This window comes from Sphingopyxis macrogoltabida, assembly GCF_001314325.1.
Taxonomy (GTDB): Bacteria; Pseudomonadota; Alphaproteobacteria; order Sphingomonadales; family Sphingomonadaceae; genus Sphingopyxis; species Sphingopyxis macrogoltabida.
In genome coordinates, this window is the sequence record NZ_CP009429.1 from 3,330,474 (window position 1) to 3,353,535 (window position 23,062).

A 23,062-nucleotide genomic window follows, 5' to 3' on the forward strand; every position below is an offset into this window, starting at 1 on the left:
CGCTCGATCGGACGGGAATTCGGACACCATTTCGGGGGAAATATCATGGTTGCAATTCGGGGCATCGTTCGGGGGACCAGCCTCCTGACGCTGGGCGCTACGCTGGCGGTTGCCGGGCCGGCTTTCGGGCAGGATGCGGCGGACAGCGAAAGCATCGTCGTCACCGCGCAGCGCAACAACCAGACCAAGGTGACCGGCGGCGGCAATGTCGGTGTCTTCGGCACCAAGGCCGCCGAAGATATTCCCTTCAATATCCGCAGCTACAACGAGGCGCTGATCCTCAACCAGCAGCCTGACACGCTCGGCGAAGTGCTGGAAAACGACCCGACGGTCCGCACCACGCTGGGCTTCGGCATCGCCGGTGAAGTCTTCGTTATCCGCGGTTTCGAACTGGATGCCAGCGATGTCGGCTTCGACGGTCTCTACGGCATCACGCCGCGCCAGCTCGTCGCGCCCGAACTTTTCTCGTCGGTGCAGGTGATCAACGGCGCGAGCGCCTTTCTGAACGGCGCCGCGCCCGGCGGCAGCGGCATCGGCGGCAGCGTCAACCTGATCCCCAAAACGGCCGAGCGCGACATGACCCGCGCGACGCTCGGTTACACGTCCGCCGCGCATTTCTCGGGCGCGGTCGACGTTGCCCGCCGATTTGGCGCCAACGGCGAATGGGGCCTCCGCGTCAACGGATCGGCGCGCCGCGGCGACATCGCGATCAACGACGAATTTCACTCGAGCTATGTCCTCGGCGCCACGCTCGATTATAACAACGGCCCGCTGCGCAGCTCGCTCAATCTCAATTACCAGCGGCTCAACCAGTCCTATTGGCGCGGCCAGGTGGGTATCGGCGCGGTCATCCCGCGCGTGCCCGATGCCGACACCAACTATTCGCAGCCGTGGAGCCAGATCCTGACCAAGGACTTCTTCGGCGCCTTCAGCATCGAATATGACCTGTCCAGCGAGGCGATGGTCTATGCCAAGGTCGGCGCCCGCGACGGGCGCGAGGATCAGACGACCGCCAGCATCACCGTGCTCGATGCGGTGACCGGTGCCGCCACCGGCGCCGGATCCTACGTCCCGCGCGAGGATAATAACGAATCGGCCACCGCCGGCATCCGCATCAAGCTGGAAGGCGGCGGCATGAGCCACGAGGTCAACGCCGGCGTCGCGGTAAGCTGGCAGGTCAATCGCAACGCCTATGATTTCGATTTCATCGGCTACGCGACCAACCTCTACGATCCCGTCGTCGCACCGCGGCCCATCCCCAACCAGTTCGTCGGCGGCGACCTCGACAATGTGTTCCCGATCGGCCGCACCCGCGTGTCGAGCGCCTTTTTCTCGGACACGCTCGGGCTGTGGGACGACCGCATCCTGATCACCGGAGGGCTGCGCCTGCAGGAGATCAAGACGACATCCTATTCTTACGCCGACGGCTCGCGCACCGGCGGCTACAAGGAATCGGCGATAACCCCGGTCGTCGGCCTCGTCGTCAAGCCCGTCGAGGGTCTGTCGATCTATGGCAACCGGATCGAGGGTCTGCTGGCGGGCACTATCGCGCCGCCGACGATCGACGACGGCCAGGGCGGCTTTCTCCCGGTCGTCAATGCCGGCGCCGTGCTGCCGCCGGTCAAGTCGACGCAATATGAAGTCGGCGGCAAGCTGAACTTCGGCCGCTTCAACGCGGGTCTCGCGCTGTTCCGGATCGACAAGCCGAACAGCTTCGTCGACCCGGTCACGCTGATCTATGGCAATTACGGCGTGCAGCGGAACCGCGGCATCGAGATCACGCTCGACGGTGAACCGGTCGACGGCCTGCGCATCATCACCGGCCTGACCATCAACGACGCCAAGCTGCGCCGCACCGAAGGCGGCATCAATCAGGGCAATGACGCGATCGGCGTGCCCGAAGTGCTCGCCAACGCCAACGTCGAATGGGACCTGCCGTTCCTGCCCGAACTGACGCTGGTCGGCCGCGTGGTCTATACCGGCAAGCAGGCAGCGAATGCGACGAACACGCTCGAACTCGATAGCTGGACCCGCTTCGATCTCGGCGCGCGCTATGTCGCGCTGATCGGCGAAACCCCGCTGACGCTGCGCTTCAACGTCGATAACGTCGCTGACAAGCGCTACTGGGCCTCGGCCTATAACGTCTTCAGCGCCTTCGGCACCCGGCTGCTGCAGGGCGGCCCGCGCACCTTCAAGGCATCGGCCTCGATCGAATTCTGAGCCGACAGCAAAGACGCCCGAAAGCCCGGCCGGCGACGGCCGGGCTTTTTCTTTGCCCGGCAACATTGATCGGCACAAGGACACTTGGACCCATCGATATACCGAAAAGTGGATGTTTTTTGGACCGCGCCCGCGCGGCAACAAGAGAAGATGACCGAAACATCCCGCACGACGCGACCGCCGCTTCGCCGGCAGATATTGACGGCGCACCGATGGCTCAGTCTTGGCGCCGCCCTGTTCTGGCTGCTCCAGGCGCTCACCGGCATCCTGATCGTCTTTCACTGGGAGATCGGCGACGCGGCGCTGAGCGATATCCACCGCAAGACCGACCTCCCCGCGATCGAGCGCCGCCTCGATGCGATCGCACCCGCCGGCGGCGACAGGACGGTGACGACGATCTGGACAACCGCCGGGTTGCCCGACCGCTACACCGTCTATTTCGACGAAGCGGGCGGCGATGGCGGCAAGGTCCGCATCGCCGGCGACGGGACGGTGATCGACGTGCCGAAGCCGGACGAGACGACGCTGATCGACTTCCTCGTCGGCTTCCACCACGACCTGCTCGGCGCATGGGGGAGCTGGATCGTGTCGATCAGCGGCCTGCTGCTTTGCTCCAACCTCGTCCTCGGCCTCGTCGCCGCATGGCCGCGGCGCGGGACGTGGCGCACCGCGCTCATCCCGGCGCGACGCGGTCCGGCGGCGGCGCGGCTCTATTCCTGGCACCGCGCGGTCGGCCTGTGGGCGGTCGTTCCGGCGCTCGTCATCGCCGCGACCGGCACGATGCTGAAATTCGAAGACGGCGTCGGCACCGCGCTCGGCGCCGAAAGCGTCGCCATGGCCGCCAATCCGCAGACCGGCGCTCCGGTCGGCTTCGCAGCGGCGGCCGGCGCGGCGCTCGGGGCGATCCCCGGCAGCAGCCTGACCCAGGTCGCCTGGCCCGAAGCCGACGACGCCACCTATCGCATACGCGTTCTCGCGCCCGGCGAAATCCGCCGCGCCTATGGCGGCAGCATCGTCCTCGTCGATGCCAATGACGGCGCCGTCCGGGGGGTATTTCCGATCGCCGAAGCCGAACCCGCCCGCGCCTTCATGAGCGCGCTGTTCCCCATCCATACCGGCGAGGCGGGCGGGCTGATCGGACGGCTCCTCTCGGTCGCGATCGGCCTGTGGCTGGTGACGATGATCGTCGCCGGCCTGCTGCTTTGGTTCAAGCGCCGCAAGCCGGCGACAAGGAAGAATTGATCATGAAAATCCGCGCTCTCCTCCTCGCCGCTACGGCGCTGTCGATCGCGCCTGCGGCCCAGGCGCAGGAAGACCGGCTCGGCGCGCTCGAACGCAAGCTCGCCGAACAGCAACAGCGGATCGAGCAGCTCGAAAGCCTTGTCGCGCGGCAATCGCAGATGCTCGAACAGGTCGGCACCCCCGCCCCTGCCCCTCAGGTCGCGCCGCCGGTCGCGGCAGCGCCCGTTGCGGCGAGCACGCCCGCCGCGGCGCCGCAACTTGCAAGCGCTGCACCGGCACCGGGCGGCGAGTTCGGCATCGCGGGCCTCGACGTCAGCGGCGACATGCGCGTGCGGCAGGAATGGAATTACGGCACCGCGCGCGACCGGTCGCGCAGCGCCGTCCGCGCCCGCCTCCGCGCCACCTACAAGATCGACGATCATTTCGCGGTCGGCACCCAAATCGCGACGGGCGATCCCGACGACCCCAATTCGACCGACGTGACGCTGGGCAATTTCGTCGATGACTTTGCGGTCTCGCTCGATCAGGCGTGGGTGCGCTACACCAATGGCGGCCTCACCGCCTATGCCGGGAAATTCCCGCAGATCTTCCAGCGTACCGACATGCTGTGGGACGGCGACGTCTCGCCGCAGGGCGTCGGGGTCAGCTATGGCGCCCGCCTCGGCGGCGCGCGTGTCGATGCCCGCGGCATCTGGTTCGTCATCGATGAAGCCGCAGTGGCACGCGACAGCGACATGCTCGGCGGTCAGCTCGCGCTTTCCGCTCCGCTCGGCGCGACGCTGAAGGCCGGGCTGACCGGCAGCTATTATCATTACCGCCTCGGCTCGGTGGCGGGCGCCGATGCAGGGGATTTCCGTGGCAACCTCATTTCGGGAGGCCGCTACCTCTCCGACTTCCACCTGATCGAGGGCATCGGCACGCTTGGCTGGTCGGGCCTCTCCGAACGCTGGCCGCTGGCGTTCACCGCCGACTATGTGAAGAACCTCGGCGCCGCGGTCGCCGGCGATACCGCATTCAACCTCGAACTGGCGGCGGGGCGGACCGCGAAGCCCGGCGACTGGCGCATCGCCTATAATTATTCGGAAGTTCAGGTGGACTCGGTCCTCGCCGCGTTCAGCCACGACAATATCGACCTGTCGACCAACTACAAGCTGCACGGGGTCGGCATCGGCTATGTCCCGGCACCGCATCTGCAGCTCGATCTGCTCTGGTATCATTACCGGCCGCTCGACCCGGCCTATGCCGGCGCGCTGCCGCCGCGCGAGTGGCTCGACCGCATCCGCCTCGCCTTCATGGTCAGCTTCTGATGCTGACCCCGGCGCTCGCACTCGCTTTCTCCGGCGCGCCGGCGGGGGACGCCCCTGCCCCGCATGCCGGCGGCCACGCACCCCACGGCCACACCCATGCCGGCGGCGAGATCGACGAAGACCACGGCCCGATCCTGCTGCAACTGACCTATACCGGCGAAGTGATGGGCAATGTATCGGGCGGTGTGCGCAAGGGCGCGCGCTATCTCGACAATCTCGACATCGTGTTCGAGGCCGATCTGGAAAAGCTCGCCGGCTGGACGGGCGCCCAGCTCCATCTCTACGGCCTCTACAACAACGGCCGCTCGATCGGCGCGCTGGCGGGCGACACCCATGGGGTGAGCAATATCGAGACCGGGGTTTCGGCGCTGCGGCTCTACGAGGCATGGATCGACCAGAAGATCGGCGAGCGCGTGTCGGTGAAGGCGGGTCTCTACGACCTCAATTCGGAGTTCGACTCGCTCGACGCCGCGGGGCTGTTCGTCAGCAGCCCGCACGGGATCGGGACCGACTTCGCGCAAAGCGGCCGGAATGGCCCGTCGATCTTTCCAAGCACCTCGCTCGCCGCCCGCTTTCAGGTCGAACCGGCCGACGGCTGGGCGGTGCGCGCCGCGGTGCTCGACGGCGTGCCCGGCGATCCCGACCGTCCGCGACGGACCGCGATCAAGCTCGGGAATGGCGACGGCGCGTTGCTGGTCGGCGAGGTGCAAGCGCCGCTGAAGGGCGGCAAGCTGCTGCTCGGGCACTGGCAATATACGGCGTCGTTCGAACCGAACGACGGCGGCGCCGCGGCGAAAGGCAATAGCGGCACCTATTTGCGCGGCGAGATGCCGATCGTCGTGCAGGGCGAACGCCGCGCCGATCTGTTCGCACGGGTCGGCACGGCAAAGGGCCGGTTCAACATGTTCGACGGCTTTGCCAGCGGCGGGATCAAGTTCGCCGGCTGGATCCCCGGCCGCGAGGAAGATGAATTCGGCCTCGCCGTCGCCGCAGCCTTCACATCGGACAGCTATCGCGCGGCGACCGGTGCCAGCGCCTCGGAAATCGCGATCGAGGCGACTTATCGTGCGCCGCTGACATCGTGGCTGACGCTCCAGCCGAGCCTCCACTATATCCGGCGTCCGTCGGCCGATCCGACAATCCCCGATGCCTTGGTCATCGGCCTGCGCGCCGAGACAAGCTTCAGCCCGATCGGGTTCTGATCCCGCGGCTCAGCCGCCGAAGCTGCGCTGGATATTGATCCCCGCATAGCGGCCGCTGCGCAGCGTGCGGACTTCGCGATAGCGGAAGGCGCTGTCGCCGCGAATGCCGGTATAGATGTCGCGCGTCCGTACTGCGGCGCTGTCGGTCAGGTTGCGGCCGAAAAGGCGGATCGTCCAGCGCGCGTCGGGTTTATATTCGACGAACAGATCGAGCCGCCCGCCGAGCCGCTCGGTCTCGATCTCCTCGATCTTGAAGCTGCGCTCCTCTTCGGCGACGACAAAACTGCCGCCCCACCGCAAGTGCCAGGCGGGGAGGTCGTGCGTGAGGCTGATCTTCGCCTCGATCGGGACATCTTTCGAGATGCGCCGCCGTTCGCCGGTCGACGGATCGGTCGCGCGGCTCCGCCGCGCCGTCGCATCGGCGGTGACAAGGACTCCCTTCAACCCCGCCGCGTCGAGCGGCAGTTTGAGCGATGCTTCCAGCTCGTCGCGGCGCGCGCTGCCGATATTGCCGACCCCGTCATAGATCGCCCCGTCGGCAAAGATCGGCAGCTGGTCGACCAGATCGGATATCCATTCGCGGCGCGCGGTCAGCACGATCGAGCCGGCGCCGAAACGATGTTCATAGGCGGCCTCGGCGCGCCACAGCGTCTCGGGCTCGAGGTCGCGGTTGCCGGCGCTGATCGTCCCCGCGTTGAGCGACGCCGCGCCGACGAAATCGTCGAAATCGAGCTGCCCGACCTCGCGTTCGACGAGCAGCCGGATTTCGTCATGCGGGCCCGGCGACCAGTTCAGCCGCGCGCGCGGTTTGACGAACGCCAGCGATTTGGCAAGATCGCTGTCGCCCTTCTGCGTGAGGCGCGAGATTTCGTAGCGGATGCCGGCCTCCGCGGTCAGGCGCGGGCCGAGCGTCCAGCTCGAATTGGCGAAGAATTCGCCGCGATGCTCCTCGACGCGCACCTGCGCATTGGGGAGCGGCACCGCGACGTCATCCTCGAACAGCAGGTTGCGGCTGTCGAGAATATTGATCGCCCCTTCGCCGCCGACTTCGAGCGCCAGCGCGCCGCGATGATGCCGCCACGCCGCGCGCAGGATCGATTCGCTGCTCGTCGCACGCTCGTCCGACAGGTCGTTCGAAGCGCCCGCGATTTCGCGGTCGATCCCGGTTTCGCGTTCGGCGCGATGGTTGGCGACCAGTTCGATATCGTCGGCCGCGCCGAGGGTGCGTTCGTATCGCAGCCCGGCTTCCCAGGTCCGCGTGTGGTTGCGCTCGCTACCGGTGATCGTTTCGGGTTCGGGAAAGCGAATGTCATAGCCAATATCGGCGAACATCCGCACATCCTTGAACAGGCCGTTGAGGCGCAGCGTGCCGCCGAACAGCGGCGTGCGATAGCCGGCGCTCGTCTCGACCACCGTCTCGCCTTCGGGCTGCGCATAGTCCGCCAGCCGCAATGGCGTGCCATCCGCCGCGAAGCGGTCGCGGGTGCCGAAGCCATGTTCGTCGTCGATCGTCCGATAGACGGCGCCGAACAGGTTGAGGACATGGCCGCCACGGTCGAGATCGACCTGCACCGATCCGCGGGGCGCGCTATACCCGTGGCGGAACAGGGCGTTCTCGGCCTCGATCCTGCCCGCAAGACGGCTGTCGGAGCGCAGCACGACATTCGCGAGCAGCGCGAAGCCCTGCATGTCGATCCCCGGCGTCCCGGCGCGGACGAGTTCGATGCGCGCGACGCGCGCCGCCGGAATGCGCTTCAGCATGTCTTCGAGCGTTTCCGCCTTGCCCGCCGGCCGCTGGCCGTCGATCAGGATATTGCCGGCTGCGCCCGAATAGCCGCGAACGTCGGTGTTGCCTTCGACGAGCCGGAAGCCCGGCAAAATCGCCAGCATGTCGAAAGCCGTCGTCGGCTGAACGCGCGCGAAATATTCGGGCGTATAGGCCGTGCGGCCTTCGCTCGCCATATCCTGCGCGGCCGCGGGAAACGCCATGGCGGGCGCCGCGAGCAGGACGCCCAGGGTAAAGGAGACATGATGAAGGCGCACCGGCGGTTCCCCGTTCGTCGGGAGGACCGTCCTCCGCTGCGCGCTCTATGCAGCGATGCCGCTGACGGGAGGCCCGCGGACGATGTCAGGTTGATGTCAGCTTCGCCGGTACATCATCGCGCTCGCGATCCGCTCACCCAACCGGCGCGCAGATAGGGGGCAAGGTTGCCGCAGAGTTGCCGCCATTCGGCGTCGGTGACGGGCAAGGCCGTCCGCTCGATCGCGAAATATTCGGCGGGCGGCTCGAGCGCCGGCCAGTCGCTGGCGAGGACGAAGCGGTCAAGGCCGATCTTGCGCATCCCGGCGACATAAGCGGCGCGCATTTCGTCGAAGCTGCGCGTTTCGGACGGATCTTTTATCGGCGCCTTGCTGGGGTCGAATTGCGCGACTGCCGAAAGATCGAGCACGAGATTTTTCGTCCCCGGCGCCTTGCGCGCAATCGCCTTTCCATAGAGGTCCAGCGCGTCGAGCGTCGGCTGGTCGATGCCGCCATAACCGCCGCCGTGCGCGATCTGCACCGGCAGGTCGCCTGCGCGCGACAACACCTTGTCGATGAAGGTCGCGATGTTGGCGACCGTGAACGGCGCCGCGCCGCGCAGATGAATGACGAGCGGCATATGCGCCCTGTTCGCCGCCGCGACGAAGGCGCCGAGCTTGCGGACCTGCGCCCGGTTGCCCGGATCGAAACCGCTGTTCCCGAGGTGGAGCTTGACGCCCCACGCCCCCGGCTGGCGCGACCAATAGCCGAGTTCATCCAGTGCATTGGGCTGAAACGGATTGATCCCGACGAAGGCGACGAGACGATCGTGCGAGGCGAGCGCCGCGTCGACGTTGAAACGGTTTTCCGCCCGCATCCGCCGCGCCCTTTCTTCCGGCTCGAGCGGAACGGCGGGAAAGCCGAACATATAACCCATCGAGAGCAGGACCCCTTTCGGGATGCCGGCGCGGTCGAGCTCGCGCACCGCATCGGCGCCGCTGCGCGTGGCGTACAGATCGTCCGAGATACCGTCGAACACGGTGGGCATCGCCTTTTGCATTTCGCCCAACCACGCGGAAATCAGCGGGCTCTGGATATGCATATGATGGTCGGCGAGTGGCACCGGATCGGCGCCCTCCGCCTGCGCGGCGGCGGGCGCGGTCCAGCATAGAGCAACCGCAATCAGCATGGCATGCGCAATGGCCGCGATGACAGGCCGCGCAGCGCGATATCCGATTATGCTCATATTTTCTTATCCTTATCTCGCAAATTTCTCATTGATCCTCAGAAACGCGACGACAGGCTGAGCCCGATCGTCCGCGGCTGGAGGATGGTGACCTGCGCCGGCCCGTCGAGAATGGACAGGCTCGTTTCGGCGCTGAGCTGTCCGCGCACGTCGAAGAGGTTGCGCACGAAGAGCTGGGCATCAACGGGGCCGGCGCTGAAGCCGGCGCGCAGGTCGACGGTGACATAATCGGGTATCGCATATTGGGGGAAGCCGCCGTTCAGGTCGAAACTGGACGTCCGGTCGGCAACATAGCGCAGGCTCGCCCCGATGCTCGGCCGCAGCGCGCTCGCGGTTTCGACATGGTCGGCGTTGATCGATGCGGTGAAGTGCGGAACGTTCGGCAACCGCTCCCCTTTCCGCGCGCCGACCGCGGGGGTGTCGCCGGTGACATAACCGTCGTTATAGGTGAAGGCGCCGGTGATCGTCGTGCCCCGATCCGGCCGTGCGGTCAGCGTCAACTCGGCGCCCTTGATCCGCGCATTGCCGGCATTGGTCAGCACCGAAACCCCGCCCGCCGCGGTCGGGAGCTGGATGTCCTTCCAGTCGATCAGGAAGATCGACGCATCGGCGCCGAAACTGCGGTCGGCGGTTTCGGCTTTCAGGCCGAGCTCGTAGCTGTCGAGCGCGTCGGACTTGAAACTGAGCGGCGCCAGCAGTTCGCCGGTGTCGGGATCGCGCGCGACGAAGTTCGGCCCGCCCGCGCGGTAGCCGGTCGCAAAGCGGGCATAAGCGGTGACCTGGCGGCTGAAACGATAGCGCGCATTGGCAAGATAGGTCACCACCCCGGCGCCCGACTCGACCGCCGGCGCCGACCCGATCAGCAGCCCCGACGCCTTTTGTTCGTACCGCTGGTCGTTACGCGCGTAGCGGAGGCCGCCGGTGACGTCGAACTTGTCGGTGAGGTGCCAGGTCAGATTGCCGAAAAAGGCATATTCGCGGTAGATGCTGGGTAGCGACACATGCGCGACATCGACCCCCGGCAGCAGGTCGAGATTGGCGTCGAGCGCATCGACGGCCTGAAAATTGGCGCTCTTCTCACGCGTGTAAAAGGCGCCGATCAGCCATTCGAGCGTCCCCGGCGCCGACGCCAGGCGGATTTCCTGCGTGAACTTCTTCGTGCGCAGGTCGAACGAGACCGGCGCCGCGGCAATGCCCGGCACGAAAGGCGCAAGCAGCGCCGGGTAGAGTCCCGAGGCATCGAGGACATATTCGGCCCGGCCGGTCTGGTAGCTGGTGATCGAGGTCAGCGCCGCGGCGCCGAAATCATAATCGACCTGCCCGCTGATCAGACGGAAATTCGACCGGAACGGTTCGGCCAGCGGATGCCGCTGGTCGAGCGGTCCATCGACCGGATCGCCGGCGCGCGTATAATGCGCATAGAGCGCACCCTCACGGCGGACATTCTGCGCGAAACCGGTCAGCCGGATCGACAGATCGTCGACCGGCTCGAGCAGCAGATCGAGACGCCCGCCATAGACCTTGCCGCGGTCGACATCCTTTTCGCCGGTCTCGAGATTGTCGATATAGCCGCCGCCGCGCGAATAAAATGCGCTCGCGCGCAGCGCCGCCTTGTCGATCGCCAGTGGCACGTTGACCACCGCGGCGCCATTATAGTTGGTACCGCCGTAGCGCGTGTCCGACACCCCGGCCTGCACGCGCCCCTCGAAGCCACCGAGCACCGGCTTGCTCGTCACATATTTGAGCACCCCGCCCATCGAACTCGCGCCATAGAGCGTGCCCTGCGGCCCGCGCAGCACCTCGACCCGGTCGAGATCGAACAGCCCGACGTCGAGCGCGAGCTGCGCGCCGCGGGCAAAGGCCGAGGTCGAGCCATAAGGGACTTCGTCGACATAGATGCCGACCGTCTGGATCACGTCGGCGCCGGTCGTGACGCCGCGCAGGCTGACCGACGATTTGCCCGGACCCTGCGTCGTGAACTGCAGCCCCGGCACCGACGCGGCAAAATCCGAAAATTGGGTCGCGCCGAGCTTGGCGAGATCGTCGCCCGTCAGCGCGGTCACCGACTGCGGGGTATCGAGCAGGCGTTCGGACCGTTTTTGCGCGGTGACGACGATATCGTTCGGATCGGTTTCGCCCGCATCGGCCTGCGCCAAGGCCATTTGCGGAACCAGTGCGCCCGCCGCGCAGCACGAAAACCACAGCCACTTCGACATTTTTTCCTCCCCCTGAAACCATCATCATTATAAAAGAATGAACATTCGTTTTTCATAAGAAATTTTGGCTGTCAAGGGTTGATGCCGGCCCGCCGGCTAAATAGAAGAATGATCAATCGTTTTTTTGAAGGTGAGCCATGCCCAAGCGCGACCCCGGCCATATGAACTCCCAGCGCGAGCGCATCATTCTGGCGGCGATCGCCTGCATTGCGCGCAAGGGAGTCGAGGGCACCTCGATGGCCGATATCTGGAAGGAAGCCGGGCTGAGCGCCGGCGCGCTCTACGTTCACTTCAAGAATAAGGAAGACCTGGTCACTCAATGCCTGCGTTTCGAACTGGCGCCGGACCGCGCCCCGCCGGCGACGTGGGATGAACTCAAGCAGCGGATGCTGGACTTCGACGCGCGCCCTGGCCTCGATGCGACGATCGTGACCCGCGCGCGCATCCACCTGCGCGCAGCGTGCATCAATCCGGGCGAATTGCACGACATCATGCGGGGATTTCTGAACGGGCAGATCGTCGATCTGACGGGATGGATCCAGCGCCTGGTCCGCGAGGGGATCATCGCGCTCCGCATGGACGCGGGCCAGACCGCAGCGGCGATCTGCGCACATGTCGACGGCATGTTATGGATGGCGCTGGCGACCGACCGGCCGCTCGACCAATATTTGCCCGAAATATCTGCCGGGCTGGACCAACTCATAACGCGGCCATAGCAGCGGCGGAACAGCCGCTATCGCAAGCACGCCGGCGCAGCCATCGATCGACCGCGACGGAAGCGTCCCAGCAACTCCAGCCCGCCGGCGGAGGGTGGGCACCGGCAACCGCGGTCATTGCCCGATCGAAGTTGGGAATCGCTTCCTTCCGTGATAATGTCGTGCGGTTGTTTCTGGTTCGCCTTGGGGAGGGCAGGATTATGATACATCGACCTAGCCGTATCGCTGTTCTTGTCGGCATCGGCCTCTTCGCCGCGGGCGACAGCGCCTTGCCTGCCTTTCCGATTGCGACGCTCGAAGCGCTCGACCCGAGCCGCCTCGCCGGCTTCGTCTGCGGCGCGCGGCGTGCCGGCTCGTCGCTCGCGCAAAATCTGCTCGTGGCGGCCGCCTTCGCAGCGCCCGCCAGCGAGGGCCGGCCCATCCCGCTCTTCGCCGATCTCGCGAAATCGCCCTTCCCCGTTTCGACCGCGAACGGACAGGCACGCGGCTATTTCAGCCAGGGCCTGCTGATGACCTATGGCTTCAACCATGCCGGCGCGGTGCGCTCCTTCCGTACCGCGCAGCGCCTCGATCCAGGCTGCGCGATGTGCTGGTGGGGCGAAGCGGTGGCGCTCGGCCCCAACATCAACGCGCCGATGGACGAGCGCGACCGCGACGCGGCGCTGGCGGCGATGGACCGGGCGATGGCGCTCCGCGACACGGCGACGTCGCTGGAACGAGCGCTGATCGAAGCCGTCGCCCATCGCTATTCGCGCGATCCGGCGAGCGATCGCGCCGCGCTCGACGCCGCCTATGCCGATGCGATGCTCGACGTCGCGCGCCGGTTTCCCGCCGATGACGACGTCGCGGTGCTGGCGGCGGAGGCCGCAATGGATACCAGTCCCTGGAATTACTGGATGACCGACAAGCTGACGCCGGTGGGCCGCAGCGGCGAGGCGGTGCGCCTCATAGAAACCGTCCTCGGCCGCAATCCGGCGCATGTCCAGGCGAACCATCTCTATATTCACCTGATGGAATCGCGCGATCCCGCGCGCGCCGAAGCCGCCGCCGACCGGCTCGCGCGCCCCGACGCGCCCAGCGCCGCGCATCTGGTGCATATGCCCGGTCATATCTACCAGCTACGCGGCCGCCATGCGGATTCGATCCGCGTCAATGTCGCCGCCGCGCGGGCCGACGAGGCCTATATCCGCCGCGCGGGTGACCAGGGCCTCGTGCGCTACGGCTATTACCCGCACAATGTCCATTTCATCGTAACCTCGGCGCAAATGGCGGGCGATATGAACACCGCGATCCGCGAGGCGAAGCGGCTGCGGACCCTGCTAGATCCCGAGACCTCGGCGCAGATCGGCTGGATTCAGGCGATCGACGCCGCGCCCTATTTCGCCATGGCCCAATTCGCCACGCCGAAGGCGATATTGGCGATGCCGGAACCTGATGCCCGCCTCGGTTATCCGACGGCGATGCGGCATTATGCCCGCGCCATCGCCTATACGGGGCTTCGCGACCGCAACGGGTTCGACCGCGAAATCGCCGCGATGGCTGGCCTCCGGGCATCCGGCGCGCTTCAAGGCCTGGTCGATCAGGGCATGCCCGCTGTCGATCTCGTCATGCTGGCCGAAAGCGCAGCGCAAGGCCGCTTCGCGTCGGCGCTCGGCCGCCACGACGAAGCGATCGGCTTCTATCGGCAGGCGGTCGAGATCGAGACCCGCCTTCCTTATCAGGAACCGACCTACTGGTATTATCCCGTGCAGCAATCGCTCGGCGCCGCCTTGTTCGAGGCAAAGCGTTATTCCGAAGCGAGCGACGCCTTCCGCGCCGCGTTGACGCAGGCGCCCAACAATGGCTGGGCGCTCTACGGGCTGGGGCAGAGCGAAGCGGCGCAAGGCAAGAAGCTGGAAGCAGCTGCCGCAAACCGGGCCCTGTCGAAGGCCTGGCTGGGCAACACCCGCTGGCTGCGGATGGACCGGCTGTAGCGTTGGGCCGTCGGCTTTGGGGTGGGAAGCGGACGTTTCCAACTTTTGTCATCCCCGCGAAAGCGGGGACCCAGAGTAGTGTAAACCCGCCCTGGGTTCCCGCTTTCGCGGGAATGACACAATTGAGGAATTCCAAACGACTTACGTCCACTCCCGGCCGAAAGCTGCCGCCAAAACACCTGCTTTCAAAGCTTCCGCGTATTCGCCTCGATCAGCTTCTTCGCTTCGGCGATGGCCTTGGCCGTCGTCAGCTTCTTGTCCTGCACCTCGTCGGCCATTTCGAGGAGGCGGCCGCTGATCACGGTACCCGTTTGGGCCTCCTCGTCGATCGCAATCCCGCCCTTGGCCGTGGCGACGCGGTCCCATTCGGCGCGGACGGCGGCCCAGTAGTCCCTGGTCGCGGCCCAATAATCGTCGGCCGCCTTCACGTCATACTGGTCGTATTTGATATAGGTGTTGAGGACATATTCCTGGACGATCGGCACCAGCTTGCCGTCTTTTGTCCCCATCTTGGTATTGTCCTGCCAGTGGACCCAGCCGTCGGGGCTCGGCTGGTGGCGGTTGATCGACAGATAGCGGTCGTAAACGGGGTTGCGCACGGCATCGCGGCGCGCGAGCGGGCGCCAGGTCCAGTTCGACCGCCAGCGGCGGACGCCGCCCCGCGTTTCAAATTGGCCCCAGCCGCCGTAGCGCGGCGAATCGTCGACCTGCCAGACGGTCTGCGACCAGCGGCCGGTGCGCATCTTTTCGGGGACGTCCTCCCACTGCCATGTGTTGCGGTCCGAATAGACGAGCAGTTTCGCGGGTTCATATTCCCAGTCCTGCCGCCAATGCTTGATGATCATGCTCTTGTCATCGTCGCCGGTGATGACGAGCATGTGCTGCAGCACGATCTTGCGACCGGTATCCTCGATGACGCGGACGACTTCGTTGCCGCCCGAGCGCTTAGGTTCGAGCACTTCGTAATCGGGGTCCCAGCGCGTCGATTCTTGCATGTTGAAGCTGACGCGGTAATTGCCCGCCATTGCAAGGATGTCGGCGCGGTCCTGCTCGAAGCTCGCCGCGGCGGCTTCGGCGGCGATCGGCGGATGCGCCGATGCCCCGGCGGGAAGTGCGGCCGACAGCAGCAGGGTGGCGGCGATGGTGCGATATATTTTCATCGGTGCAGTCCTTCGATGATTCAGAAACGGAAGCTCAGCGACACGCTCGCGTTGCGGCCGGGCTGGGTATAGGCGTCGGTCACTGTCGAGGCGGCGCCGAGACCGCGCACGTCGCTCCACCAACTGTATTTCTTGTCGAGGATGTTGAAGACGCCGGCGCGCAGCGTCAGCGCGTCGACGATGCGAACGAAAGCGGTCGCGTCGAGGATGGTGAAGCCGCCGGGACGGAAGCAGGCGGCGCCGCTGCAGATCGTCGTCGGGTCGCCGTCGACATCGGTGCCGACGGTGCGCGACACTTCTTTGCCCGCGCTGTGCGTCATGACGAGCTGGCCACCGAAACGGCCGCCCGGCGCGCGATAACCGATTCCGGCAACAAGCTTCAGCGGATCGATCGACGACAGCGGCAGCCGTTCCAGCCCCGTGCCGCGCACGGTGCCGGTCGCATAGGATAGGGCGAGCGTCGTATATAGGCCGGACGACGCTCGCCCCTCGAACCGCGCCTCGGCCCCCTTGACTTTGACGCGATCGAGATTGACGAATTGATAGATGGCGGGGTCGGCGAAGGTGCCGCTGCCATCGACCACTTCCTGACTGATGAAATCCTTGTAGCGCGCCGAAAAGGCGGTGACGTCGAGGCTGACCGCATCGGAGGCGAAGCGCACGCCGCCCTCGAAGCTGGTGCTGCGTTCGGGCCCGAGATCGGGGTTCGGGCGCGAGGTATAGCCGAAGGCGAGATTCTCGAAGAACTGGTTCACCTGGCTTGGCTCGGGCGCCTTGAAGCCGGTGGCATAGTTGGCGAAGAGACGGATTTCGTCGGTCAGTTTCCACACCGCGCCGAATTTCGGCGACACGCGCGAACCGCTCTGATCGGCTGCCCCGGCACCGGGGAAGAGCGGATCATTGCGCGGCGACAGGTCGTACCAGTCGAAGCGCAGCGCCGGGTAGAGCAGCAGGCGGCCGTCGGCGATACCGATCTCGTCGCCGACGAACAGGCCGCCGCGCGTGAAATCGGTGGTCGGGAAAGCGCGCGACGGGAAGACGTCGGGCGGGGTCGGCAGCACGCCGTCACGCAGTCCGCGCTGGCGCGTCTTGCTGATGTCGCCGCCAAAGACGATGCGGTGGGTGATCGCGCCGGTATTGAAATCGGCGCGCGCATCGGCCGAGGCACCGATGACGCGGTTCTCGAAGCTGTTGAGCCGTTCGCGGTCGGCGGCAGGGGTACGGTCCTCGTCGGTGAACTGGACGTCCTCGCCATCCTGCCAATAAAGCGCGACGCGCGCGAAATCGATCACGCCCTCGCCTTCCCAGCTCCAGTCGAGCGACACGCGCTTGCGCTTGCCGGTATCGACGGCCTCGAGCAGTTCGACCGTCGCGCTCTGCCCCGTCAGGCCTTCGGTGAACAGGCGGGTATCGAGATATTCGCCGGTCAGGCGCAGCTTGTGGCCGTTCGCGGGGTCGTAGACGAGGCGCGCGAGCGCGGCATTCGAGCGGCCGTCCTGCGGATTGGGCTTGGTGCGGAGCGCACCGGTGCCGCCCACCGTCCCCTTGTTGTCGAGCTCGTTGTAATCGCGGCGGGTATAGGCGCCCATGATCGACCAGTCGCCGCTGCGCCCGGCGACGATCGCGGTTTCGCTGAACTCATTGTCGGCGCTGCTGTACGACGCCCGCAGAAGGCCGCCGACATTCCTGCCGTTTTCGAGGAAATCGGCCGGATCGGCGGTGACGAAGCTGACCGCACCCGCAAGCCCGTCGCTGCCGTAGAGCGCCGACGACGGGCCGCGCAATATCTCGACCGACTTGATCAGGCCGAGGTCGACATAGTCGCCGCGCCCCGCCGCCTGCGCCCCGAAGCTGAACCCGTCGGGAACGCGCACGCCGTCGACCTGGATCAGCACGCGGTTCCCGCCGATGCCGCGGATGTTGAAACCGTCGTTGCCGGCGCGGCCGGTGGCGCTGAGCGCCGCGTTGAAGCGGGCCGGCTGGCGCTGGACGCTGACGCCGGGTTCGAAGCGGACGAGGTCGCGGATGTCGGTGACGAGTTCGTCGGCAATCTGCTCGGCGGTCTTGACGGTGATCGTCACCGGCACATCTTCGGCCAGCGCCTCGGTACGCGTCGCGGTGACGACGATCTGGCTCTTGCGCGCCGCCCAATAGTCGCCGTCATTGTCCTGCGCGGCCGCGGGCGAGGCGACCGCCGCGAGCGCGAGGCCGAGCGCGCTACCGGCGGCGAGACGGGACATGAATGGCGAACGGACGGTGATCAAATTTCTTCCCCTATTTGATTGCGACTGACTCGCAATAGCGGCGCATTAGGGGCGTCGGCGCGCTAGGTCAACAATTATGATATTGAGAATCGTTTGCATAATATTCGCGCCGTTTGACAGGGAAGTAGCGCATTGCCCTTCCCTCCCGTGCACGCCATGATGCGCGGCGGGGGAAAGCCATGCCGGCACAGGTTTTCATCAGCTATTCGTCGAAGGACCGCACCGTCGCGAATATGGTGTGCGCGTTGCTCGAAGAGCGCGGGCACCGCTGCTGGATCGCGCCGCGCGACATCCTGCCCGGCGCATCGTGGGGCGAGGCGATCATCGACGGGCTGAAGGAATCGGCCGTGTTCGTGCTGGTCTTTTCGCAAAACGCCAATGCGTCGCCGCAGATCCTGCGCGAGGTCGAGCGCGCGGTGCACCTCGGCCTGCCGATCATCCCCTTTCGCATCGAGGATGTGCTGCCCGAACGCAGCCTCGAATATTTCATGAGCGTGCCGCACTGGCTCGACGCGCTGTCACCGCCGGTCGAGGACCATATCGTCCGGCTGGGCGATGTCGTCGGCCAGTTGGTGCACGGCGCGGCAGGCCGCGGCGATTATATCCCGCGCAAGCCGCGGGGCGCGAAAAGCGTGAGCTGGAACAACGCGCTGGTCCGCGCGGGCGCGGGCGGCGCGGTGCTGGCGCTGCTGCTGCTCGCCGCTTGGCTGGGCGGGCTGGCGCCGCCGGAATCGCCGGTCGGCTGGCTCGCCGCGCTGCTCGCCATCGCGATCCCCGTGGGGGCGATTGCCGCTGGCGGCGCGAAACTATGGACCAGAGGCTGGGTGCGCGGCGTGCTGCTCGCGCTGCTGCTCGCGGCGGCAGCGGGATATGGCTGGACGCGCAGCGCCTATGTCATCGCGGGCGAGAATGGCGCACCGCTAGTGCGCGGCACCGAGTGTACGCCTGACGCGAAGCTGGTGTTCGAAAGCGAATGCCCCGATCTGCCGTCCGACGCGCTGGCCGATGCGGCCTATGATCCGGCGATGCTGTGGACGGCGGCGTCGATCGGGCGGGTGAAGCTGATGCTCGCCGCCGCCTGGGCGCTCGCGGCGGCGGTGGCAGCGTTGCTCGTGGCGGGATGGATGGGCGGCCCGCGGCGGCTGAAACAGGAGGATTGAGATGGGCAAGGCGAAGATGCTGATGCTGCTGGCTGCGGTGGCGTCTCCGGTGACGGCGACCGCGAAGGAACCGCTCGATGCCGCGGGGCTCAAGGCGATCGAAACGCGGGTGCCGCCGCAAAGCTGGTACCCCGACGGCTATTACGACATCCGCATCGCCGCCGAGGGGCAGGTCGCCGATTTCCCGCGCGAGACGCTGACGATGGACTGGGGCGACGGGCAGCCGCCCTATTACGACGTCATCGACTGCAACGCCGAATATGTCAGCCTCGACGAAACCGACCCGCTGACCGCGCGCTATGGCCCGGTGGCGCTCGAGGTCGCGCGGCTGCGCGGCGAGTTCGAGCGGATGAAATATCCGCTAGCGGTTTATGCCGGACCGCTGCTCGAGTTCGAGAAGGCGAAGATCGAAGAGGCCAAAACCGCACCCGAACCCGTGTCCGAAGCCGAAATGAGCGACGCGATGGCGATGGAGGCGAGCGCCGCTGCCGACGCGGCGGTCGCGGAGGCTGCTGCCGATGCTGCTGCGGCGGCGGATGCGGCGTCGATGGAGGCCGCACCCCCGGCCGATGGCGGCATGGACGAGGCCGAAACCTATAACGACCCCTATTTTCTGCTCGCCAAGGCAGTCGAAGCGAACCGCGAGCGGCTAGCGCCGAAGCTGCCGAAGGTGCTTGCCGATGGCGGCTGCGGCGCCGGCGAAGGGAGCAGCGTCATCGTCAAGACGGTGCCGCCGCAGGGCGAGGTGCTGCTGATCAACGCCTTTGCCTTCAAGGTTTGCACCCGCAAGAAACCTGACCCGTGGGATCGCTTCGCCTGCAAGTGGAACGAGATCGAAACCGGCGTCGAGAAGCCGCTTTCCGGCCGCTATGTCTATCAGGTCAAATGGCCCGACGGGACGGTGCGCAAGGGAACCCGCGACATCGTCCCCAATTACGAAGATGAGGCGGTCGCGGCCGTGGTGACCTTCAAGAAAGTCGGAAGCTGACGATGGGCGGTCGGACGATCGCAGCGCTGCTGATGCTGGCGAGCCCGTCCGTTGCCATGGCGCAGGATGCCGCCGCCGATGACGGTGCAGCCATGAAAGCGCTGGAAGCCGATGTGCCGCAACAGCCGTGGTATCCCGGCGGCTATTACGACATCCGGATCGCGGCCGAAGCACAGGTCGTCGAATTTCCGCGCCCGGCGAGCGATCTGCCCGCGACGCCCGAACAATCCTATAATCTGGTTGCTTGCGATGTCGAACGGCCGGGGAACGATGCCTCCGATCCGATGCTGGAACGCTATGGCTATGTCGCGCTGGAAACCGCACGGCTGCGGGCCGAACTGCGCCGGATGCATTACCCGGCCAGCATCTATGCCGAACCGCTGCTGGCTTTCGAACGCGAATCGATCGCGAGAGCCGAGGAACGGGCGACGAATGGCGATCCCTATACGTCGCTGGCCGAGGCGCTGGAGGCTGCACGCGCCGGCGCCAAGGCGCCTTTGTCCCCGGTTTTCGAATATCGCGACTGCACACCGCCGCCGATGGCCGCGCCAAGCCGTCCCCGGTTGGGCGCGGTCCGCTCGCCGCCTGCTCCCGGCGTCAAATTCCGCACCGAGCCCCCGGCCGGCGAACTGTGGATGATCAGCGCCTTCGCCTTCAAGGTTTGCGTCCGCAAGCAGCCCGATCCGTGGGACCGCTTTGCCTGCAAATGGAACGAGGTCGAGACCGGGGTCACCAGGAACATCTCGGGCCGCTTCGTCTATCAGGTGCGCTGGCCCGACGGCACCGTGCGCAAAGGTACGCGCGAAGTCGCGCCCGCAAGCGGGTCGACGCCGGTGACGTTCAAGAAGGTCGGGAGTTAGGCCCCCGGCCCTTCATAGGCATCGACGATCCGCCCGACGATCGGATGACGGACGACGTCGGCGCTGGTGAAATAGCTGACGTTGATGCCCTCCACCCCCTCAAGGCGCCCGACCGCATCGGCGAGCCCCGAGCTGGCGGGGAGCGGCAGGTCGACCTGCTTGGGATCGCCGCAAATCACCATGCGGCTGTTCATGCCGAAGCGGGTGAGAAACATCTTCATCTGCGGGATCGTCGTGTTCTGCGCCTCGTCGAGGATGATGAAGGCGTCGGCGAGCGTGCGGCCGCGCATGAAGGCAAGCGGCGCGATCTCGATCTCGCCCGACGCGATGCGACGTTCGACCTGTTCGGCGGGCAGGCAGTCGTGGAGCGCATCGTAGAGCGGGCGCAGATAGGGATCGACCTTTTCCTTCATGTCGCCGGGCAGGAAGCCGAGCTTCTCGCCCGCCTCGACCGCGGGGCGCGACAGGATCAGGCGCTGGACGCTGCCGGTGATGAGCTGCGCCACCGCCTGTGCGACCGCGAGATAGGTCTTACCCGTCCCCGCCGGGCCGAGCGCGAAGATGATGTCGTCGCGCGCCAGCGCCTGCATATAGGGGACCTGTGACGGCGCGCGCGGGACGATCGTCTTCTTGCACGTGCGGATCATCACCGTCGGCGCTTCGTCCTTGTCGTGGCGGATGATGCCGGCGAGCATCGGCTGCGCCGACATCGCGATCACCCCGTCGACCAGCCCCGCATCGACCTCCTGCCCCTGTTCGATGCGGTTATAGAGTTCGGTGAGCACGTCGCGGGCGCGCGCCGCGGCTTCGGCCTCGCCCTCGATCTGGACGCGATTGCCGCGCGCCGAAATATAGACGCCGAGACGGTTTTCGATGGCGACGAGGTTGCGGTCGAATTCGCCGAAGAGGAGGCCCAAAAGCTGCGTTCGCTCAAATTCCGCCGTCAGTCGGACGCGGTCGCCGGGTTCGGCGGGGGTGGAGGCAGTCAGCGGGCGTTTGGACATATGGGCAAGGCTCCTTCGATCGACGACATGACTGTACTCCCGCGATGACGGGAGTCCATGACTTGCAAGCTGCGAATGCGACGGAAGGAGGCCGAGTGTGTCTTCGCGGAGACACACCGTGCCAGTCGCACTAGGCGACTTCTTCCATCAGGGCTTCGGCGCCGACGCTATTGGCCCCGGCCGAGACGATGCGAACATCGATCATGTCGCCGATCTTGAGCCCCGGCGCGATGACATGCACCGACTGGAGCCAGGGCGACTTACCGATGAGCTGGCCTTCGAGCTTGCCCTTGCGTTCGAGCAGCAAGCGCGTCGTGCGGCCGACGGTCGCCGCGTTAAAGGCGTGCTGTTGTTCGTTGAGCAGCGCCTGCAGCCGCTGGAGACGGTCGTTCATTACCGCTTCGTCGATCTGGTCGCCCATCGTCGCGGCGGGCGTGCCGGGGCGGCGCGAATATTTGAAGCTGTACGCCATCGCATAATTGGTCGCGCGGACGATATCGAGCGTCGCTTCGAAATCCTCCTCGGTCTCGCCGGGGAAGCCGACGATGAAATCGCCCGAGATGGCGATGTCGGGACGCGCGGCGCGGACGCGCTCGATGACCTTCAGATAGCTGTCGACCGAATGACTGCGGTTCATCGCCGCGAGGATGCGGTCGCTGCCCGCCTGCACCGGCAAGTGGAGGAAGGGCATCAGCTTGTCGACCTCGCCATGCGCGGCGATCAGCCCCTCGGTCATATCGTTGGGATGGCTGGTCGTGTAACGGATGCGTTCGAGCCCGTCCTCGCGGGCGAGTTCGCGGATCAGCCCGTCGAGGCCGATCGCCCTGCCCTTCTCGTCCTCGCCGTCCCAGGCGTTGACGTTCTGCCCCAGCAAGGTGATCTCGCGGACACCGCCGGCGACCAAAGCGCGCGCCTCGGCGATCAGGTCGGCGAACGGCCGGCTGATTTCGGCGCCGCGCGTATAGGGGACGACGCAATAGGTGCAGAATTTGTCGCAGCCTTCCTGCACGGTCAGGAAAGCTGTCGGGCGCTGGCCGCCGGCGCGCTTCGGCAGGGCGCCGAACTTGCTCTCGGCCGGCATGTCGAGATCGACGGCTTTCTCGCCCTTCGCGGCGCGCGCGATCAGGTCGGGCAGGCGGTGATAAGCCTGCGGGCCGACGACGACATCGACCGACGGCGCACGGCGCGCGATCTCGGCGCCTTCGGCCTGCGCGACGCAGCCGGCGACGGCGATCGTCGGGCGACTGCCGTCGGCGCGTTTCAGCCGCCCGATGTCCGAATAGACTTTCTCGGCCGCCTTTTCGCGAATGTGGCAGGTGTTGAGCACAACCAGGTCGGCATCGGCGCCCTCGGCCGCGGCGACATAACCCTCGGCACCCAGCATCTCGGCCATGCGCTCGCCGTCATAGACGTTCATCTGGCAGCCGAAGGATTTGACGTGGAAGGTCTTGGGAGAATTTTGGGGAGAGTCGGACTTCATCGGC

At 66.2% G+C, this 23,062-nt stretch carries 16 protein-coding genes; 9 read left to right on the forward strand and 7 right to left on the reverse strand.

Features of this window, described 5'->3' with window-relative positions; genetic code table 11:
• The first annotated feature begins 45 nt into the window (after positions 1 to 45).
• The 4 genes from LH19_RS16405 to LH19_RS16420 all read left to right on the forward strand — a co-directional run bounded on the left by LH19_RS16405 (position 46) and on the right by LH19_RS16420 (position 5,971).
• Positions 46 to 2,220: a TonB-dependent receptor gene (locus LH19_RS16405; protein ID WP_054730306.1), complete on the forward strand. Its 2,175-nt coding sequence runs from the start codon at positions 46 to 48 to the stop codon at positions 2,218 to 2,220.
• 150 nt (positions 2,221 to 2,370) lie between these two features.
• A complete protein-coding gene (locus LH19_RS16410) occupies positions 2,371 to 3,462 on the forward strand; it encodes a PepSY-associated TM helix domain-containing protein (protein ID WP_062912976.1) in 1,092 nt (363 codons plus the stop codon).
• Positions 3,463 to 3,464: 2 nt separating this feature from the next.
• Positions 3,465 to 4,769 carry a putative porin gene (locus tag LH19_RS16415; RefSeq protein WP_062912977.1) on the forward strand — a complete coding sequence of 435 codons (1,305 nt, stop codon included), beginning with the start codon at positions 3,465 to 3,467 and terminating at the stop codon, positions 4,767 to 4,769.
• A complete protein-coding gene (locus LH19_RS16420; RefSeq protein WP_054730311.1) occupies positions 4,769 to 5,971 on the forward strand; it encodes a carbohydrate porin in 1,203 nt (400 codons plus the stop codon). The genes LH19_RS16415 and LH19_RS16420 overlap by 1 nt, the downstream gene beginning before the upstream one ends.
• 9 nt (positions 5,972 to 5,980) lie before the next feature.
• On the opposite strand, the gene LH19_RS16425 is transcribed toward LH19_RS16420, so the two are convergent.
• From LH19_RS16425 to LH19_RS16435, 3 genes are all read right to left on the reverse strand, one after another.
• On the reverse strand, positions 5,981 to 8,014 hold the full coding sequence (locus LH19_RS16425) for a TonB-dependent receptor plug domain-containing protein (protein ID WP_145923493.1): 2,034 nt from the start codon (positions 8,012 to 8,014) through the stop codon (positions 5,981 to 5,983).
• A gap of 113 nt (positions 8,015 to 8,127) precedes the next feature.
• A complete protein-coding gene (locus LH19_RS16430; RefSeq protein ID WP_054730316.1) occupies positions 8,128 to 9,237 on the reverse strand; it encodes an amidohydrolase family protein in 1,110 nt (369 codons plus the stop codon).
• Positions 9,238 to 9,275: 38 nt separating this feature from the next.
• Complete coding sequence (locus LH19_RS16435) at positions 9,276 to 11,453, reverse strand: TonB-dependent receptor (protein WP_054730318.1); 2,178 nt, start codon at positions 11,451 to 11,453, stop codon at positions 9,276 to 9,278.
• A 137-nt stretch (positions 11,454 to 11,590) separates the two neighbouring features.
• On the opposite strand from LH19_RS16435, the gene LH19_RS16440 reads away from it, so the two are divergent.
• Both LH19_RS16440 and LH19_RS16445 read left to right on the forward strand, forming a co-directional pair.
• The gene (locus tag LH19_RS16440) at positions 11,591 to 12,169 is read left to right on the forward strand and encodes a TetR/AcrR family transcriptional regulator (RefSeq protein WP_054730321.1); all 579 of its coding nucleotides are present in this window, start codon (positions 11,591 to 11,593) and stop codon (positions 12,167 to 12,169) included.
• Positions 12,170 to 12,369: 200 nt separating this feature from the next.
• Positions 12,370 to 14,142 (forward strand): tetratricopeptide repeat protein, encoded by a 1,773-nt coding sequence (locus LH19_RS16445; RefSeq protein ID WP_145923494.1) that lies wholly within the window; start codon positions 12,370 to 12,372, stop codon positions 14,140 to 14,142.
• 185 nt (positions 14,143 to 14,327) lie between these two features.
• On the opposite strand, the gene LH19_RS16450 is transcribed toward LH19_RS16445, so the two are convergent.
• Positions 14,328 to 15,302 carry a DUF6607 family protein gene (locus LH19_RS16450; RefSeq protein ID WP_054730324.1) on the reverse strand — a complete coding sequence of 325 codons (975 nt, stop codon included), beginning with the start codon at positions 15,300 to 15,302 and terminating at the stop codon, positions 14,328 to 14,330.
• A 20-nt stretch (positions 15,303 to 15,322) separates the two neighbouring features.
• On the reverse strand, positions 15,323 to 17,566 hold the full coding sequence (locus LH19_RS16455; RefSeq protein ID WP_322787383.1) for a TonB-dependent hemoglobin/transferrin/lactoferrin family receptor: 2,244 nt from the start codon (positions 17,564 to 17,566) through the stop codon (positions 15,323 to 15,325).
• 179 nt (positions 17,567 to 17,745) lie between these two features.
• On the opposite strand from LH19_RS16455, the gene LH19_RS16460 reads away from it, so the two are divergent.
• Genes LH19_RS16460 through LH19_RS16470 form a run of 3 tightly spaced genes read left to right on the forward strand, consistent with a single transcriptional unit; the run spans position 17,746 to position 20,574 of the window.
• On the forward strand, positions 17,746 to 18,726 hold the full coding sequence (locus LH19_RS16460; protein ID WP_054730327.1) for a toll/interleukin-1 receptor domain-containing protein: 981 nt from the start codon (positions 17,746 to 17,748) through the stop codon (positions 18,724 to 18,726).
• Position 18,727: 1 nt separating this feature from the next.
• On the forward strand, positions 18,728 to 19,714 hold the full coding sequence (locus tag LH19_RS16465) for a hypothetical protein (protein WP_054730334.1): 987 nt from the start codon (positions 18,728 to 18,730) through the stop codon (positions 19,712 to 19,714).
• Between the two features lie 2 nt (positions 19,715 to 19,716).
• A complete protein-coding gene (locus tag LH19_RS16470; protein WP_054730338.1) occupies positions 19,717 to 20,574 on the forward strand; it encodes a hypothetical protein in 858 nt (285 codons plus the stop codon).
• Here the strand turns inward: LH19_RS16470 and LH19_RS16475 are convergent.
• Positions 20,571 to 21,578, reverse strand: coding sequence for a PhoH family protein (locus LH19_RS16475; RefSeq protein ID WP_054730340.1), 1,008 nt, complete (start codon positions 21,576 to 21,578; stop codon positions 20,571 to 20,573). The genes LH19_RS16470 and LH19_RS16475 overlap by 4 nt on opposite strands.
• A 130-nt stretch (positions 21,579 to 21,708) precedes the next feature.
• Positions 21,709 to 23,058 carry a tRNA (N6-isopentenyl adenosine(37)-C2)-methylthiotransferase MiaB gene (gene miaB / locus LH19_RS16480; RefSeq protein ID WP_054730345.1) on the reverse strand — a complete coding sequence of 450 codons (1,350 nt, stop codon included), beginning with the start codon at positions 23,056 to 23,058 and terminating at the stop codon, positions 21,709 to 21,711.
• Positions 23,059 to 23,062: the final 4 nt, after the last annotated feature.